Raw genomic sequence first — 17,376 nt, forward strand, 5'->3', positions numbered from 1 at the left:
GGTCTATGGCAAAGCCAGAACTTGGAACCAAACGTGTTGACCCGGAAACGGGAAAGAAATTTTATGATCTTAATCGTGATCCTATCGTGTCGCCTTATACAGGGCTTTCTTATCCGCGTTCTTATTTTGAGGTTGCAGCGGCTGAAGTAAGTAATGAAGAAGAGGTTGATACTGAAGAACTTGATACGGCACTTGAGAAGTCTGCCTTTATGTTGCTTGAAGAAGATGTCGATGTGTCTAAAGATGATGAGATCCCTGATTTGGATGATGACGATGTAGATCTTGTTGATGATGATACATTTTTGTCTCATGACGAAGGTGATGAAGATGATGATGTAACTGATATCCTTGGCAATGGTGTTTCTAACGATGATGATGTTTAAAAAAGCAAGAAGAGATTATGTTCTATTTATTGATATAGATTTTTCTTGATCTTCAGTTTGTCTCGTTCTAAGAACTTTGCGGAGAGTGTTTATTGTTTTTTGTGGGGCTATAGCTCAGCTGGGAGAGCGCTTGCATGGCATGCAAGAGGTCAGCGGTTCGATCCCGCTTAGCTCCACCAAAAAGATCAAATATTTTTCTTAGTGCATAGATATTCAAAAATAAAGTTTGTCTATTCATCGAAAAATGAGATGTGTAATCGTATTTTCTTTGTTGTCTCTAGTAAAATTCATTTCATTATTGTTTAAACTCAAAAAGCTTTATAAAAATATCATGAAGTTTTTCCGTTATTTATAACGGTGAGATATAGTGATAATAAGCTAAAAGCTCCTTCATAAAGGATATATTTACAATTTTATATTTGAAATTGATAGAGAAAGAGTATTAGCATTTTTCATGAAAATGCTTTGTTTATTGTAAATTATAGTTGTTGAGAGAACTTCATAAAATGGTCGAAAATTTTATGATTTCAATACCTAAAAACTCTGAATATTATTATAAATAAAATAATCAAACAGTATTGTCGCTTGTATTTTTTATAATATGAGTACTTATGCTATGAGGATGGAAAATAATTTTAAGTTATTTTTTGAATTTTTAATACAAATTAAAGATATTGTCATGCAATTTACTTTCTGTATAAAAAACTTTTAGGAATATAGCAGTTTATTATTGTAGAATCTTTTTTAAACTTTTTATTAAAAATCATTGTTTTTCAAGTTGTTTGAGACGGTAGAGTTCTTCTAAAGCAGCTTTAGGGGATAATTCATCGGGATTGATATTTTTTAAAGCATCTTTAATCGCGCAACATTGATCATTTTTTTCATTTGTTAAAGATGTCGCTTTGAGAGAAAATAGCGGTAAGTTATCAATTAATTTATCACCTTTTCCGGACATTTCACCTTGTTCTAATTGATGCAGAACATCTGTTGCACGAGAAATAACTGTTGCAGGTAATCCAGCTAGCTTTGCCACTTGCACACCATAAGAGCGATCAGCAGTGCCTTTAGTGACTTCATGGAGAAAAATAACATCACTATTCCAATTTTTAACTTTCATTGTTACATTATGAAGGCGATTAAGTTTTTTTGTTAACGCCGTCATTTCATGAAAATGTGTAGCGAGAATAGCACGACAACGGTTTATTTCATGGAGATGTTCAACTGTTGCCCAAGCAATTGAAAGACCATCAAAAGTTGACGTTCCTCGTCCAATTTCATCGAGAATGACAAGAGAATGGTTACTGGCATGGTTGAGAATAGTTGCTGTTTCAACCATTTCCATCATAAAGGTTGAGCGTCCTCGAGCAAGATCATCAGAAGCACCAACACGACTAAATAAACGATCAACAATGCCAATATGAGCTGAAGTGGCTGGTACAAACGATCCCATTTGTGCCATGATAGCAATGAGAGCGTTTTGTCGTAAAAAAGTTGATTTTCCTCCCATATTAGGGCCTGTTAACAACCAAATGTCTGCATCTAGGTGTTTGTTTTGTGCTGAAAGATCGCAGTTATTGGCAACGAATGGTTCCGCAGCTTGTTTTCGTAATGCTTGTTCTACAACGGGATGACGTCCAGCGGTAATATGAAAGGTTAATGAATGATCAACTTTGGGACGACAATATCCTTGTTCTTCAGCTAAGTGGGCTAAAGCAACAGATACATCTAAAATAGCTAGAGCTTCAGAAGCTTGACGAATGAAATCAATCTGTTGGGTAATTTCATCAACAAGTTTATCAAAAATTTCCAATTCAAGCGTTAAAACATGATTTGCAGCATGAGCAATACGACTTTCGAGTTCGGCGAGTTCTGTTGTAGTGAAGCGCATGGCATTCGCCATTGTCTGTCGGTGGATAAAACGAGCTTTTGCTTGTGGAGTATTTGTGAGAGCCGATGCTTGTAAGTTCGTTACTTCAATAAAGTAACCTAAAATATTATTATGTTTAATTTTGAGTGTTTTAATATCTGTTTCTTTAGCATACTGCGCCTGGAGTTTAGCAATAACACAACGTGATTCGTCTCGCAAATTACGCATTTCATCTAATTCTTGGTGATAATGAGGACGAATAAAGCCACCGTCCCGCTTGAGAAGAGGGAGATCGTCAGCCAGTGCTTGTTCTAGCTGAAAATGCAAAGCGGTAGGTAAGTGCGAGAATACCTCTCGTACATCATTGATTTCTTGAGGAAGTAACTCATTATTAAGAATCTGATTAATTTCATTGATGATTTCAAAACCGCGCTGAATTGTTCCCATATCACGCGGACCTCCTCGACCAAGCGCTAAACGTGATACTGCGCGTGGCATATCTGGTCCTCCTTTTAAAATAAGCTTAATAGCTTCTGCAAGAGAAGGATTGCGTAGAAAAAAATCTATTGAATCAAGGCGTTTATCGATAGCTACTGGAGTTGTTAGGGGAGAAATTAAGCGATCGACAAGAAGGCGTGAACCACCTCCTGTGACGGTGCGATCAATCGCTTTTAGGAGACTCCCATCGCGTTGACCGGATGTAGTCCGAATGAGCTCAAGACTAAATCTTGTTGCTGCATCAATGAAAAGAGTTGTGCTTTCATTTTGACGCTCAGGTCGCATGAGAGGGGGACGATGTGTGATTTGTGTTTTTTCGATATAGCGAATAGCAGCAGCGATGGCTGAAAGTTCTGGGTGAGAATAATCTGCAATGCCTTTAAGGGTTGAGAGTTTGAAGTAAAGACAAATATCTCGTTCAGCAGTGGTGGTCTCAAAAAGATTTTCTGGTTGAGGAGAGATAATATTACCGAGAACATTGAAAAGAGCTTTTTGAGATTTATCATGGAAAAATGAATCAGCGACAATCACCTCTTGTGGGTCTACACGCATAATATCTGTTAAGAGATTTTCATGACGGCTTTCTGTAACTCGAAATATACCAGTAGAAATATCAATCCAGGAAAGAGCATATTCTTCTTTACTACGGGTTGTTGTGCGAGCAAGTGTCATGAGGTAATTTGCCCGTGCTGGATCAAGAAGTTTTTCTTCTGTTATTGTTCCGGGTGTTATAAGACGGACTACATCGCGCTGAACAACTGATTTTGAACCACGCTTTTTTGCTTCTGCAGGATCCTCTATTTGTTCGCACACGGCAACGCGATAACCACAAGCAATAAGTTTTTGTAAATAATCATCTGCAGAGTGAACAGGAACACCACACATTGGAATATCTTGACCTAAATGTTTACCGCGTGTTGTGAGTGTAATCCCTAAGGCTTGAGCAGCTTCAATCGCATCATTAAAAAATAATTCATAAAAATCACCCATACGATAAAAAAGAAGAGAGTCGCTATTAACAGCTTTGATTTCTATATACTGCTCCATCATAGGGGTAAGGCGCTCTTGATGAGTATTGGATGGAATCGTAGGGCGTTGGAGTGAATCATTTTTATGTTCAGTCTCTTTTTCCATTTTAGTACGATTATTCCTTTTAATGTAGGTTTTATTATCCTTTTTTATTTACTTCGAGCTATATCTTTATTACCTCTAAATAAAGCGTATGATAAGATGCTTTCATAAAGTGAGCATAATTATTTTTGGCATATGAATCAAATTTTTAAATTTAATCATTATATTTGTTGTTAATCAGAGTTTATGCTGTTTTTTAAGAAAGTAAGTGAAATGAAAAAAAATGAACAGGATCAAACAACATATAAAAAATTTTATAGTGTAGATGAGCAAGAAGCCCTTGATTTTCATAGGGGCGATCGTCCTGGTAAGCTTGAAATTGTTGCAACAAAACCTATGGCAACACAGCATGATCTAGCACTTGCTTATTCGCCTGGTGTTTCTGTTCCAGTTAAAGCAATTGCTGAAGATCCGTTAATGGCTTATGATTATACGGCAAAAGGGAATCTTGTTGCTGTTATATCAAATGGGACAGCTATTTTGGGTTTAGGTAATTTAGGTGCCTTGGCATCTAAGCCAGTAATGGAAGGAAAAGCAGTTCTTTTTAAACGTTTTTCAGATATAGATTCAATTGATTTAGAAATTGATACGAGTGATCCGGAAAGCTTTATTAATTTAGTACGGTATTTGGAACCATCTTTTGGTGGTATTAATCTTGAAGATATTAAAGCACCTGATTGTTTTATTATTGAGAGCCGTTTACGCGAACTTATGAATATTCCTGTTTTTCATGATGATCAACACGGTACAGCAATTATTGTGGCTGCTGGTGTAATTAATGCTTTGCATTTAACAGGGCGTACTATGCAAAATACACGATTAGTCTGTAATGGCGCAGGTTCTGCAGGAATTGCTTGTATTGAACTCATTAAAGCAATGGGTTTTCGATCTGAAAATATTTTGTTGTGTGATACAAAAGGTGTTGTCTATGAAGGGCGTGAAGAGGGGATGAATCAGTGGAAAGCTGCTCATGCCATTAAAACAGATAAACGCACGCTTTCTGAAGCGATGGAAGGTGCCGATATGTTTTTTGGGGTTTCAGCGAAAGGTGCACTAACTGCTGAGATGGTAAAATCAATGGCGCCACAACCAATTATTTTTGCTATGGCTAATCCTGATCCAGAAATTACACCTGAAGAAGTAGCAGAAGTACGTGATGATGCTATTATAGCAACAGGGCGATCAGATTATCCCAATCAAATTAATAATGTTCTTTGTTTTCCGTATATATTTCGTGGTGCTCTTGATGTTCGTGCAACGGTTATTAATGAAAGCATGAAAATTGCTGCAGCGAAAGCTATTGCAAAATTAGCTCATGAGGAAGTTCCTGATGGTGTTGTAGAAGCTTATCACGGAAACCGTCTGAAATTTGGGTCCAATTATATTATTCCAGTTCCATTTGATCCACGTTTACTGACAGTTGTTTCAATCGCGGTGGCAAAAGCAGCAATGGAAAGCGGTGTTGCTAGAAAGCATATTCATGATTTAAAAGCGTATGAACGTGATTTGAATGCTCGACGTGATCCCATTGCATCCACGATGCGTGGTGTTTATGATTATGTTTGTCAAGCACCAAAGAAAATTGTTTTTGCAGAAGGGGAAGAAGAATCGGTCATGCGAGCGGCCGTATCTTACGTTCACCAAAAATTAGGAAAAGCAATTTTAATTGGTCGTGAAAAACAAATTAAAGATACTGCTGCTGTCGCAGGAATTGATCTTGAGCGTGAAGGAATTTCTATTCTGAATGCAAAGCTATCTTGTCGTACAGATGCTTATGCTCAATATCTGTATAAAAAGATGCAGCGTCAAGGTTGGCTGTTGCGTGATTGTCATCGTTTTATCAATAATGATCGTAATTATTTTTCTGCTTGTATGTTAGCTTTGGGTGATGCTGATGCAATGATTACAGGAGTAACACGCAATTATGAAACGGCCTTGGTAGATATACGACGAGTGATTAATGAAAAACCACAGGAACGATTAATTGGTATTTCAGTAGCTATTTGTCGCGGACGCACTGTGTTTATTGCTGATACAGCTGTTTATGAGCATCCTAATGCTGAGGAACTTGCTGATATTGCTGAACAAACAGCTTTTTTTGTGCGTGAATTTGGATATCAACCACGGGTAGCATTTTTAGCATTTTCTACTTTTGGTCATATAAAGGGTCAAGTTACGCAAGATATTCAGAGAGCTGTTGATATTTTACATGAACGTAAAGTTGACTTTGAATTTGATGGAGAAATGAGTGCTGAGGTAGCTCTTAATTCGAAATTGATGCAACAATATCCTTTTATGGGATTAAAAGAACCGGCTAATATTTTAGTAATGCCTGGATATCATTCATCTTCAATTTCGAGCAAAATGTTACAAGAACTTGGTGAAGCAACCATTATTAGCCCTATCTTAATTGGATTGGAGAAATCTGTACAAATTGTATCGTTTAGTGGACGCGATACAGATATCGTTAATATTGCAACTTTGGCTGCTTATCATGCAGAAAAAATTGCTCAAAAAAATAAAAGCCTTTGATATTTCAAGGGCTTTTATAATGAAAGAAATAAAAATAAATTTTATGTAATGTTACAAGCTAATTTTTAAGAGGGTTGCGTTTGATTATTTTTTTGTTCTTCGGCAACTCGTTTTTGGAACATCGTTGCAAAATCAATCGGATCAATCCACAAGGGAGGAAAACCACCATTTTGTGTAGCATCAGATATAATTTGCCGAGCAAAAGGAAATAAAAGACGTGGACATTCAATAAAAACAAGCGGCATTACATGCTCTTGTGGAATATTTTTAATGTGGAAAATACCGCCATAAATCAGCTCTATGTGAAATAGTATTTCGGTATCATCTTTAGTTTTAACTGAAAGGGATAGTACAACATCATAATTATCATCACCAATTGGATTGGCGTTGACATTAATGTTAACATCAATTTGTGGCGCTTTTTCCCGTGGGCGTAATGAACGAGGTGCGTGCGGATTTTCAAATGAAAAATCTTTTAAATATTGGGTCAAAACAGCAAATACTGGTTCTCCACTATTATTATGTATTTCACCTTCGGCCATACTACAAACCTTTCATTATAATACACATATTGCTATTGTAAATTTAAAAGAAGTTACCATGACTTGCAAAGGGTTGCAAGAAATGCTCTCTTTATCTTTAATTATTTTTTGTATTTTGGTTATTATCGTTATTTTTGTGCCAGGGAGATTTTTCGGTCTTATAGCTCTGATAATCTTCCGGGTTAAGTTCAATTATTTTTTCAGATTTGTTTTGTGCGTTAGAATTTGTTTTATTAATAAGGGATAAAAAAAGATTCCAGATAAAAACACGAATTGGTTTTATAAGGAGTAATATTCCACAAATATCGCTTATAAAACCTGGAAGAGTAAGCAAAACGGCACCAAGAATAATAAGTGCATCATTAGCTATGTAATGTTCTAGTGCCTGTCCTTGAAGGAGTTTACTTTGTATATTTTTTATAAGACCTATACCTTTCATACGCAATAAAATAATTCCACTCATCATTGTTAAAAGAATTAAGCTCAAAGTCGCTAGAATTCCAATTTCGTTTCCAACAATAATAAAGCCAGAGATTTCAAAAAAGAGAGCGCTGAGAACTATAATTAAAAAAAATCGAGACTTTATATGATAAAATTTTTTCAAATGAAGATATCCTTCTCAAGTTTTTTGTTAAGAAAATTATATTATTATTTTCTCAATTTAAATTGGGGAGTCATAAACATTATTTAAATAATAGATTTACTTATTTTACATGTTTATTGATCAATGATATTGACTGCAATGATAATCATTTAACACTGGGAGATTGACAACACTCATGGAATTTGACGTCGTACTAATAATAGCTCTTATTATAGTAGTTGTAGTTTTTGTGCAACTACGGAATGTACTAGGAAAACGGATTGGTTTTGAAAAGCCTCCCTTTGATTCTTATTCAGGGTATACTAAAAAGCCAGTTGAAGTAGAAAAGAACGATAAGATTGTTTCTTTACCCGACCAATCTTCTTCACAAAAGAGCGATTTTAGCGAAATTGATGCCATTGCATCAGAAGGAAGCAAATTAAACAGTGGTTTGCGTTCTATTCGTCAGTTTGATCCTTCTTTTTCTCCTCAATTTTTTGTGAATGGTGTTCAAATTGTCTACGAAATAATTATGACAGCTTTTGCGCAAGGTGATCGCAATCAGCTTAAAGAACATCTTTCATCGGATGTTTTTGAAAGTTTTTGTGAGGCTATTGAACTACGCGAAAAAAATAATGAAAGAATTCAATTTACTTTTGTGGGGATTAGTAAGATTGAATTTATTGCAGCAGAAATGCAAAAAGAAGAAGCGTTTTTAACAGTACGTATTGTTAGTGAAATTATTTCTGCAACTTATAATGAACAAGAAGAATGCATAGAAGGGAATCCTGAAGCTATTATAGAAATTAGAGATATCTGGACTTTCGTTCGCAATATTACATCTAAAAATCCAAATTGGAAGCTTTTTGCAACGGAAGATGAAAATTAAAATTATTATTGGTTTATAGAAGATTTTTCATAAAATTACACGAGATTAAAGAGTTTAATGACTAAGGATGAAAGAAAAAAAATCCACTGGTTTCTCAAGACTATTTTTTATGGGAGCAGGTTTGTCGTACAACAGTCCCACTTTTTCAAGAAAGTCAACAGAAGCAGAAGCCAACGATAGTTAAAGAGCAAAAGAAAAAAATAATTAAAGCAAAGAAAATGCAGTGTTTTGATCATACTGTGCATCGTAAAATTGCAAAAGGTCTCTGTTGTATAGAAGCGCGTATTGACCTTCATGGTTTGATACAAGATGAAGCGTATCGTTGTTTAAAAGAATTCTTACAATCATCTCATCGTTAGGGATTACGTTATGTTCTAGTGATAACAGGAAAGGGTCATTCACACGGAAGCAATGGCGTTTTGTGCCAATTTGTCCCTTATTGGTTATCAACACCTGTTTTTCAATATTATGTCCAGGCTTTTGGACAAGCAGCTCATAAACATAGAGGCAGTGGCGCTCTTTATATTCAGTTACGTCGTTTTCTGCAAAGAGAAAAAATGTAAACCTATTTAGCGCATATATGGATGAGTATTGTATCCTAAGTGTTTTAAGCGTCGTCTATCCGAAATAATACGTGGTCTGCACTCTAGATAAGTGATTTTTTTGAATATAGAATGCATAGGCTTTAAGTCGTTATCTCGTAGTGCACTAATACAAGCATTTAGCATTTCATCTTCTGTTATCTTTGAAAAATCGAGTGTATAACCTGCATTTTGGGCAAGTCTTTGAAAGAAAAAACGTTGTGTGTGTCCATTTCCTTTTTTAAAAGGACGTATATAGTTGAGAAAGGAAAACATTTCTGCTGTTTCAATGGCAAATTTTTTGCGTGACAAACCTCGCAAATTGTTTTTTTCAACGAGCATTTTGTCAAATTCTTTAAGACCTGTCTGAATTTCTTCACCAATTGCAAAAAAAGTATTCGAAATTACTTTTTTAACTTTTGGTTGGCAGGCGATTGTTCCATCGAGAAACATAAATGGAAAGTCACGAGTATGTCCAGCCCACTCAAACGTTTTTTGATACAAACACATATGAATATGTTTTAAATAAGAGGAATCAAATTGTTTTGGCAGAGGCTCGTAGTATAGATTAACGATTGCTTGTATTACATTATGTATACATATCATCTCAAATGTTTCATAGCGTTTTACCCTATATTTATTCTTTAGTGTGAAACTATTTTGATAATTATAGTTATGGAACGATACTGAAATGTCTTCTTTCATTTGTTGCAATTGCTTTCAAATTACTAGCACTAAATTACCTTTAAGAAGATTAAACTTCTCTCATTAATAACCTTCTCCTTAAATTTTTAACAGGTAACTACATTTACATTTTAAAATTTTTATCATTTCATTTTACAGTATAATATTCATGAAAAATTCCATAAAAAAGTTTTTAAATTTTGTAATAAATAAAAAATAAATTTAGAATCTTAAATCTCCGCATCAATAAAATATTCCAAATTTCAAAAAGACAATATGAAAAATATATCAATTAATAATTATGCGCAATAAAATTTATAATAAGTTTGTGGTTTTTAGCATAAGATTTTTAAATAGAAAAAAATTTGTCTGTTACAGAAATAATTATTTTATGCTTTATATTTGAAAAAGTTCTTCTGGTTTGAAATAGTAAACCGTTGAACAAAATTCACAGGTAACAGAAGTTTGTTGATTTTCTATTGTTTGAGCACGTTCTTCAACAGAAAAGCTTTCTAATATTTCTTTAATTTTTTTTCGTGAGCAAGAACACCGATTTGTTATAGGAAAGGTTTGAAAAACTTTTACACTTCGTTCGTGAAAAAGGCGGAAAAGTAATCGTTTAATACCAACTTGGGGATCTGTAAGTTCTTCACTGTCAATGGTTGCAGTAAGCGCTTTTACTTCCTGCCATTGGTTTTCGAGTTGGATACAGTTTTTTGTTTCGTCTAATTTTGTATTTGTTTGGCATGGTGTATGATAAGGAGAAGCTTTGGGCAAGAGTTGAGTTAAAAGCCCTGCTGCTCTCCAGCTTTTTTGTATTTTGTCCTGTTTATTATGGTTAATTAAGGTAGAAACTGCTAAACGGAGATCAGTAGGTATTTGTTCTGATTGGTTAAAATAAGTACGAGCAGCTTCTTGAAAATTTGAACCATCTAAGGCGACGATTCCTTGATAGCGTTGTGTATAGGAGCTTTGGTCAATAGTGAAAGCCAAAGTCCCTTTTCCAAGAAGCATTTCTGAAGATGTTTTACCATTCGCTATAGCCTGGTTTAATTTTTCTTTATCAAAACGAGCGTAACCACGTAAATTTGAGGGAGGAACAAAATCACATACTAACATATTGACTGGTCCTTCAGAATGAGTTTGTAAAATAAATTTTCCTTCAAATTTCAATGATGTTCCAAGTAAAACAGTTGTAACTAAAGCTTCTGCTAGAAGATAAGAAACAGGATCAGGATATTGATGTTTGGTGAGAATGGAATTTAAGCTTTCTCCAAGTTGTACACCGCGTCCACGAATATCTAGTTCTTCGACTTGAAAAGGAATAACGGTATCATCTTCATTCTGATAAAAATTATTTAAATAGATTTGATCTTTAGATTTTTTGTCTTCGTTGTTCATATTTTTGCTTTTTAAAGTTTATTTCATAAATTATTGGGTTGAAAAAACGCATCTTGTAAACACCAGGAAAGGATTGCTTTTTGAGCATGCAGGCGATTTTCAGCTTCATCAAAAACAACAGAATGTGGTCCGTCGATTACAGCGTCTACAACTTCTTCACCACGATGAGCAGGGAGGCAGTGCATGAAAAGAGCATCAGGTTTGGCACATGCCATTAAAGCTTCATTGACTTGATAAGGTTGAAAAATGGAATAATTTTGGGCACGAAACTCTTGTCCCATAGAAACCCATGTGTCGGTAATAATACAATCAACGTTCTCAGCAGCTTTTTGAGGATTATGAGTGAGCATAATATGTGCTCCTCGTTCGCGTGCCCAGTTTATATATTTTTCTTGGGGTTCACTTCCTTGCGGTGTAGCGATATGCAGATGAAAATTGAAAAGAGCTGTTGCTTCGATTAAAGAATGAAGAACATTGTTGCCGTCTCCCATCCAAGCAAATGTTTTGCCAGCAATAGTGCCACGGTGTTCTTCATAGGTAAGGATATCTGCTAAAATTTGGCAAGGATGTGTGTCATCTGTAAGAGCATTAATGACAGGAATTTGCGCATATTGCGCTAATTCAAGCATCCGATGATGTGCTGTGGTTCGTATTATTATGGCTTCTACAAAGCGTGATAGTACACGTGCTGTATCGGCAATTGTTTCACTATGACCAAGCTGCATTTCAGATCCCGTTAACATGATTGTTTCTCCACCAAGCTGACGCATGCCAAGATCAAAAGAAACTCGGGTTCGTGTAGAAGGCTTTTCAAAAATCATTGCTAGTGTTTTACCAGAAAAAGGTTTTAAATTTTCTCCTGATTTAAAGGCAGCTTTGAGGATTTTTGCATAATCGATAAGAGCACGTGCTCTTTGTGGAGTTAAAATAGATATATCGGTAAAGTGGTGAAGGGTATGTGTCATAATATTATATTTGTCTTTTTTTATTTGTTTGCGAAAGATAAGCAATAGCTTTTTCAATCCGATGCAAACCTTCATATATTTCTTCTTCATTGATTATGAGAGGAGGCAAAAAGCGAACAATATTATGACCTGCTCCAACACTGAGAATATGTTCATTATCGAGTGCAGTGATAACTTCATTTTGAGGAATGATACATTGCATACCCATCATAAGGCCTGTACCTTGAATTGTACAGATAATATCAGGATAAGTGTTTAAAATGTTTAAAAGTCCCTGTTTTAGCTTATTACCCATATGTTGTACATGATTAAGAAAACCCGGTTCTAAGAGTGTATCAAGAACACTCTTGCTTACAGCTATGCCAAGGAGATTGCCTCCAAAGGTTGTACCATGGGTTCCTGGTGTCATGGCTTTTGCTGCTTTTTCTGTTGCAAGACAAGCTCCTAACGGAAAACCACCACCCAGCCCCTTAGCAAGAGTGAGGATATCTGGTACGATATCATACCATTCATATGCAAAAAGTTTTCCTGTACGTCCGATTCCGGTTTGAACTTCATCTAAAATTAATAATAATTGATTGTCATTGCATAGTTTACGTAGCATTTTTAAAGTTTTATAAGGAGTTGTTCGCAATCCACCTTCTCCTTGAATCGGTTCAATAAGGATAGCTGCAGTATTTTTATTGATAGCATGACGTAAAGCTTTTTCATCATCAAAGGGTACTTGAATAAAACCACAGACTTTTGGGCCAAAACCTTCAAGATATTTTTTTTGTCCACTAGCAGCAATCGTTGCAAGTGTACGACCATGAAATGCACCTTCAAAAGTAATGATTTCGAATCGTTGTGGTTGATCCAATGTATAATGATAGCGACGAGCAGTTTTGAATGCACATTCTAATGCTTCAGCACCAGAATTGCAGAAAAAAACTTTATCAGCAAAACTGTTAGCACAAAGACGTGCAGCAAGTGATTCTTGTTCAGGCGATTCAAAAAGATTAGAAACATGCCAAAGTTTTTCAGCTTGTGTTTTAAGGGCATCAATAAGCTTTGGGTGTGTATGTCCTAAAACATTGACAGCAATGCCAGATGTGAAATCAAGATACTTTTCTCCTTTATCAGAGATAAGCCATACGCCCTTTCCTTGTGTAAAATGCAAGTGACGTCGAGCAAAAGTATTATAAAGTGATTGTGTATAGATGGTATTCATCGTTATACTCTTGATTGTTTAAATGCTGTAATACAACATTTGAAAACTATGATCTATTTGTTTACGCATTAATATAGTCTACTTCATTATAATGAACTATCGTGCTAATTGATAAAAAATCAATTAAGGTTTCGAAAAGGTATCTTTGTTATGAAAAAGTTAGAGTTAAAATTTTTTCTACGATTTGTTTGTAAGTTGGGGAAAACATTTTAAAAGAACGTTATTAAAATATAATAACTCTTGTCATAGAGTTAGTGCATATTATAGTTTGGGGAAATAAACAAAATTGGATTTCTATTTGTAAATTCCGCGATTGGTTAGATTAAAAGGTCTTTTATTGAGCTGTTCGAATATAATTAATATATTCGAAGATGCAGTTGAAAGCCTTTCGGTGAGATAATTGGAATGGGGTTCTAGTATGGGTTGGACATGTGAGCGCGTTGAACTTCTTAAGAAGCTTTGGAGTGAAGGTTTGAGTGCAAGTCAAATTGCAGTTCAGTTGGGTGGGGTCAGCAGAAATGCTGTGATTGGTAAGGTACACCGGCTGAAATTACCAGGGCGCGGTAAAACAACACAAGTAGTATCACGTGCACAAAAAGTATTAACAGGTGTTAATTCATCAACGTCGCGGATACGTCGTACAACGTCATCGATGTTACAAGACAATTGCTCTTCTGACGATTCTAAAGCTGCAAATTTAAGACAAGGGCTTGTCATGGAGAGTGTAACAGAAGAAAACATACCTGAAAAATCAAATGTAGTTGTACCTATGTCACGTAATCTTAATCTTTTACAATTGAATGAAAACACGTGTAGATGGCCTGTTGGAGATCCTCTATCATCAAACTTTCATTTCTGTGGCGCTGATTCTAGCGAAAGTAGTCCTTATTGTGATTTTCACGCTAAAATAGCATTTCAACCAGTATCAGAAAGACGGCGAATAAGAATATGAGATGAGTAAATAGCCAAAATCTTGCTTTATAATTTAGGTTATATCAATTATTTTGTTATGAAAACGGCTATTCTTTAATACTAAGTTTAAAAAAGAAAATATGTTAAAGATACAATCCTAGTTATAGGAGATATTTGCTTTTATGAAATTGAGACAGTAGTTAAAATTTTCACCCAATTTCATATGTTATAGGTTTACTACGGGAACATTGCCTTAATATGGATGTGGAATGAGCTTTTTGTGGTTATATAGCTTCTTTCATCTTTGATAATTCATGTATACCCTAGTTAATAGCTGTAAGATATGAAGCATTAAAACCAATTAATTACAAACTATTGTCAAAATTGGTTAAAAAACGTCGGGTATTATTTTAGTCATTATAATGAATTGAGATAAGAGCAAAACACTGATTTTTTGCGATTTCTTTAAGAATTGAATGTTCTACATGACAAAGTAGGCACCAAGACATCCAAAAAATTAATCAATGTTATGTATCCTTTAACGTGTACGAAATTTAAAGAGTCTTTACTATTCACAAAAGAAGTTGGATTTGAGGAGCGATTTTTCCAACTAATATATTTAAGTAAAAAAAATGTCATAGAATTTTTGCTTTCTATAAAGTTAAAGAAGAATACAACTGCAAAAAAAATGGATACAAAGATTTCTAATAAGACAGGCAAAGGTTTGCTTTAGTTAGTTCTGAGAGGGATGGTTTTCATTGTATTGTTTTTCCCAAATTGTTTCTTGTATTTGAAGTTGTTTCAGAATTTTTTTTTGGCGCATACTTTTATAAAGGATATATCCAATAAAACAAAATAGAACACTTGCAGAGAGGATATAACTTAAAGCAACAATTTGCTGATGGTTTAGGGTTCCAAGGAAAAGATCAATTCGTTGGACAAAATTTCCAAAAGCTTCATTTTGAGTGTTATTTAATTGGAGCATGATGAAGAGTCCTGATGTTGAGAATGATGAGTTGCTTTAATTTGAAGTGTTTTAATATAGCGATGGGTAATTTCATTTTGCATAGCTATTAGATGCAAGACAATAAACATGAAGATAAAACAAAACATCATTGTTATGAGAGGCCATAACATGGCACGATCAATGGTTGTACCTTCTACCCGTAAAAGTGATGCTGGTTGATGAAGTGTATTCCACCAGTTGACAGAGAATTTGATAATAGGAATATTAACTAATCCAACTAATGTTAAAATTGCTGTAGCGTATGCAGCTTTGATTTGGTTATCAAAAGAATAAGCAAGAGTAATAATGGCAAGGTAGATAAAAAACAAAATTAAAACCGATGTCAATCTAGCGTCCCATACCCACCATGTTCCCCACGTAGAACGTCCCCAAAGTGCTCCTGTTATAAGTGCTAAAGCTGTAAAGATAGTTCCGATGGATGCGCCACATTTTAGTGCTATGTCAGCGAGACGATAGTTCCAGATCAGGCTTCCTAATGCAGCAGCACTCATTATAATGTAACAAAAGGTAGACAACCAGGCAAATGGAACATGAATATACATAATTTTGACAGTAACACCCTGTTGATAATCATCAGGGGAATATATAACCAAAACAAGACCTAAGATAAGAAGAAATAATGTTATACTAGTTAACCAAGGTAAAGCCGCACTACTTATTTCCATGAAGTGGGTTGGATTTGCGAGGGAAATTTTCGTTTTTTTTCGCGATAATTTATTCATAAATTTATAATAGGCAGATTTTTGCTTGGGAGCAATTATCTTTTGTTATTCTGATAGGTATTTGAGTGTTATAGCTGTTACAAAAGAACTAAAAAGACCAAAAAAGAGTGAAAAAGCAGACAGAAAAGCGAGAGCAGGAAGGAAAAAAACTTTTGATGTTATTGGAGCTATGGCAGCTGTAACACCAAAAATTAAGATTGGAATTGTCCATGGTAAAATAATAATAAAAATGAGCATTGTGTTATGCGATAATGATGTTGCTAAAGCTGCTCCAATTGCACCAATGAAAATGAAAGCAGGTGTTCCACATAAAAGGGTTAGAATTGTTGTAAAGGTTATTAGAGTATCTAAATGAAGCATAAATGCTGCGATAGGGGTGATAAAGATGAGGGGGAGCATAGTTCCTGCCCAATGTGCAAGACATTTGATGAAAACAATCAATGTTAAGTTTTTTCTTTGACCAAAAAGAATAAGTTGATCGAGATTTCCATCATCGCAGTCGGTTTGAAAAAGTTTATTAAGATTGAGTAGCCCTGCAAGAAGAGCACTTAGCCATAATATGCCTGGACCTATTCGTGAGAGAGTATTTGAATCTGTTCCCAGGGTAAAGGGAGTTATGATAATGATTGCTATAAAAAATAAAGGTCCTGTTAATAAAGAAGTTTGTGATAATAAAATTAATTTAAGGTCGCGCCAAAATAGTGCTTTCATTTTATTTTTTTCCTAAGGGGATAAAAATGCTCTAAGGCAATGATGTGGTGTTCTTTTAGACCAAGAGAAGTATGAGTTGCTGCAATAATCATTCCTCCTTGATTGAGATGACGTTGAAATAATGTTGCAAAGATCGTTTGAGCATGGCGATCAAGTCCGGATATTGGTTCGTCTAGAATCCAAATAGGGCGATAAGAGAGGAGTAAGCGAGCAATAGCTACACATCTTTTTTGTCCAGTTGATAGAATATTAAAAGGTAAATGTGCGAGATCAGAAAGACCAATCTCTGCAAGAGCATCATGGGGATGGTAGAAGTGTTGTCCATAAAATTCAGCCCAAAATTTTAGATTATCAATAACAGATAAGCAGGATTTCATGGCATTTTGAGTGCTGAGATAGTGACATGCAAGTGCCAGAGGGTATATTTTCCCCTTGTCTTCTAACTTTAAATCGCCTTCAGTAGCTTTAAAAAGGCCGACAATGATTCGCAATAATGTAGATTTTCCAACACCATTTGGGCCTGTGATTGTCATCAGTTGTTGTGTGGATAAACAAAAAGAAAGACCTTGAAATAAAGTTTTTTCATTTCTATGTGCCGTTAGATTTTTACCCGATAACATCATAATAATAACCCGTTATTCTATTATTTGTTAATTTTTATTGCATAATAAAGTAAAAAACACGTTTTTTATGAAATTGTATCTAGAATAGTTCTAGAAATAGTTCTATAAGGCACGT

General features: G+C 34.9%; 14 protein-coding genes, 1 tRNA gene and 1 pseudogene. 6 read left to right on the forward strand and 10 right to left on the reverse strand.

Annotated elements, in window-relative coordinates:
- Positions 1 to 5: 5 nt before the first annotated feature.
- Complete coding sequence (locus O99_RS00125) at positions 6 to 383, forward strand: TIGR02300 family protein (protein ID WP_035005508.1); 378 nt, start codon at positions 6 to 8, stop codon at positions 381 to 383.
- A gap of 103 nt (positions 384 to 486) precedes the next feature.
- Positions 487 to 562 (forward strand) — tRNA-Ala (locus O99_RS00130).
- Between the two features lie 584 nt (positions 563 to 1,146).
- On the opposite strand, the gene mutS is transcribed toward O99_RS00130, so the two are convergent.
- Positions 1,147 to 3,882, reverse strand: a complete 2,736-nt coding sequence (gene mutS / locus O99_RS00135; protein ID WP_035005509.1) for a DNA mismatch repair protein MutS — start codon at positions 3,880 to 3,882, stop codon at positions 1,147 to 1,149.
- Between the two features lie 210 nt (positions 3,883 to 4,092).
- On the opposite strand from mutS, the gene O99_RS00140 reads away from it, so the two are divergent.
- The gene (locus O99_RS00140; RefSeq protein WP_035005510.1) at positions 4,093 to 6,411 is read left to right on the forward strand and encodes an NADP-dependent malic enzyme; all 2,319 of its coding nucleotides are present in this window, start codon (positions 4,093 to 4,095) and stop codon (positions 6,409 to 6,411) included.
- Between the two features lie 65 nt (positions 6,412 to 6,476).
- Here O99_RS00140 and secB read toward each other — a convergent pair whose 3' ends face one another.
- Positions 6,477 to 6,953 (reverse strand): protein-export chaperone SecB, encoded by a 477-nt coding sequence (gene secB, locus O99_RS00145; RefSeq protein ID WP_035005515.1) that lies wholly within the window; start codon positions 6,951 to 6,953, stop codon positions 6,477 to 6,479.
- Positions 6,954 to 7,050: 97 nt separating this feature from the next.
- Positions 7,051 to 7,557 (reverse strand): FxsA family protein, encoded by a 507-nt coding sequence (locus tag O99_RS00150; protein WP_035005517.1) that lies wholly within the window; start codon positions 7,555 to 7,557, stop codon positions 7,051 to 7,053.
- 175 nt (positions 7,558 to 7,732) lie between these two features.
- On the opposite strand from O99_RS00150, the gene O99_RS00155 reads away from it, so the two are divergent.
- Both O99_RS00155 and O99_RS00160 read left to right on the forward strand, forming a co-directional pair.
- On the forward strand, positions 7,733 to 8,425 hold the full coding sequence (locus O99_RS00155; protein WP_035005518.1) for a Tim44/TimA family putative adaptor protein: 693 nt from the start codon (positions 7,733 to 7,735) through the stop codon (positions 8,423 to 8,425).
- 86 nt (positions 8,426 to 8,511) lie between these two features.
- A pseudogene (locus tag O99_RS00160) lies at positions 8,512 to 8,988 on the forward strand (Smr/MutS family protein).
- Positions 8,989 to 8,994: 6 nt separating this feature from the next.
- Here O99_RS00160 and O99_RS00165 read toward each other — a convergent pair.
- The 4 genes from O99_RS00165 to O99_RS00180 all read right to left on the reverse strand — a co-directional run bounded on the left by O99_RS00165 (position 8,995) and on the right by O99_RS00180 (position 13,266).
- Positions 8,995 to 9,711: a Fic/DOC family protein gene (locus O99_RS00165; RefSeq protein ID WP_084155961.1), complete on the reverse strand. Its 717-nt coding sequence runs from the start codon at positions 9,709 to 9,711 to the stop codon at positions 8,995 to 8,997.
- 375 nt (positions 9,712 to 10,086) lie between these two features.
- The gene (locus O99_RS00170) at positions 10,087 to 11,091 is read right to left on the reverse strand and encodes an Hsp33 family molecular chaperone (RefSeq protein WP_035005519.1); all 1,005 of its coding nucleotides are present in this window, start codon (positions 11,089 to 11,091) and stop codon (positions 10,087 to 10,089) included.
- A gap of 23 nt (positions 11,092 to 11,114) precedes the next feature.
- Positions 11,115 to 12,056, reverse strand: a complete 942-nt coding sequence (gene argF / locus O99_RS00175; protein ID WP_035006632.1) for an ornithine carbamoyltransferase — start codon at positions 12,054 to 12,056, stop codon at positions 11,115 to 11,117.
- A gap of 4 nt (positions 12,057 to 12,060) precedes the next feature.
- Positions 12,061 to 13,266 (reverse strand): aspartate aminotransferase family protein, encoded by a 1,206-nt coding sequence (locus O99_RS00180; protein ID WP_035005521.1) that lies wholly within the window; start codon positions 13,264 to 13,266, stop codon positions 12,061 to 12,063.
- Between the two features lie 418 nt (positions 13,267 to 13,684).
- Between O99_RS00180 and O99_RS00185 the strand changes: the two genes are divergently transcribed.
- On the forward strand, positions 13,685 to 14,218 hold the full coding sequence (locus tag O99_RS00185) for a GcrA family cell cycle regulator (RefSeq protein WP_035005522.1): 534 nt from the start codon (positions 13,685 to 13,687) through the stop codon (positions 14,216 to 14,218).
- A gap of 932 nt (positions 14,219 to 15,150) precedes the next feature.
- Here O99_RS00185 and O99_RS00200 read toward each other — a convergent pair.
- The 3 genes from O99_RS00200 to ccmA are packed head-to-tail and all read right to left on the reverse strand — an operon-like array spanning position 15,151 to position 17,261.
- On the reverse strand, positions 15,151 to 15,927 hold the full coding sequence (locus O99_RS00200; RefSeq protein WP_035005525.1) for a heme ABC transporter permease: 777 nt from the start codon (positions 15,925 to 15,927) through the stop codon (positions 15,151 to 15,153).
- Between the two features lie 45 nt (positions 15,928 to 15,972).
- Positions 15,973 to 16,638, reverse strand: a complete 666-nt coding sequence (ccmB, locus tag O99_RS00205; protein WP_035005526.1) for a heme exporter protein CcmB — start codon at positions 16,636 to 16,638, stop codon at positions 15,973 to 15,975.
- A complete protein-coding gene (ccmA, locus tag O99_RS00210; RefSeq protein ID WP_035005528.1) occupies positions 16,635 to 17,261 on the reverse strand; it encodes a heme ABC exporter ATP-binding protein CcmA in 627 nt (208 codons plus the stop codon). The genes ccmB and ccmA overlap by 4 nt, the downstream gene beginning before the upstream one ends.
- Between the last annotated feature and the right edge of the window lie 115 nt (positions 17,262 to 17,376).

This window comes from Bartonella rochalimae ATCC BAA-1498, from assembly GCF_000706645.1.
GTDB lineage: Bacteria > Pseudomonadota > Alphaproteobacteria > Rhizobiales > Rhizobiaceae > Bartonella > Bartonella rochalimae.

Coding starts and splice junctions, on each gene's coding strand:
- O99_RS00125 (WP_035005508.1), top strand. CDS start 6: ATGGCAAAGCCAGAACTTGGAACCAAACGTGTTGACCCGGAAACGGGA.
- mutS (WP_035005509.1), bottom strand. CDS start 3,882: ATGGAAAAAGAGACTGAACATAAAAATGATTCACTCCAACGCCCTACG.
- O99_RS00140 (WP_035005510.1), top strand. CDS start 4,093: ATGAAAAAAAATGAACAGGATCAAACAACATATAAAAAATTTTATAGT.
- secB (WP_035005515.1), bottom strand. CDS start 6,953: ATGGCCGAAGGTGAAATACATAATAATAGTGGAGAACCAGTATTTGCT.
- O99_RS00155 (WP_035005518.1), top strand. CDS start 7,733: ATGGAATTTGACGTCGTACTAATAATAGCTCTTATTATAGTAGTTGTA.
- O99_RS00165 (WP_084155961.1), bottom strand. CDS start 9,711: ATGAAAGAAGACATTTCAGTATCGTTCCATAACTATAATTATCAAAAT.
- O99_RS00170 (WP_035005519.1), bottom strand. CDS start 11,091: ATGAACAACGAAGACAAAAAATCTAAAGATCAAATCTATTTAAATAAT.
- argF (WP_035006632.1), bottom strand. CDS start 12,056: ATGACACATACCCTTCACCACTTTACCGATATATCTATTTTAACTCCA.
- O99_RS00180 (WP_035005521.1), bottom strand. CDS start 13,266: ATGAATACCATCTATACACAATCACTTTATAATACTTTTGCTCGACGT.
- O99_RS00185 (WP_035005522.1), top strand. CDS start 13,685: ATGGGTTGGACATGTGAGCGCGTTGAACTTCTTAAGAAGCTTTGGAGT.
- O99_RS00200 (WP_035005525.1), bottom strand. CDS start 15,927: ATGAATAAATTATCGCGAAAAAAAACGAAAATTTCCCTCGCAAATCCA.
- ccmB (WP_035005526.1), bottom strand. CDS start 16,638: ATGAAAGCACTATTTTGGCGCGACCTTAAATTAATTTTATTATCACAA.
- ccmA (WP_035005528.1), bottom strand. CDS start 17,261: ATGATGTTATCGGGTAAAAATCTAACGGCACATAGAAATGAAAAAACT.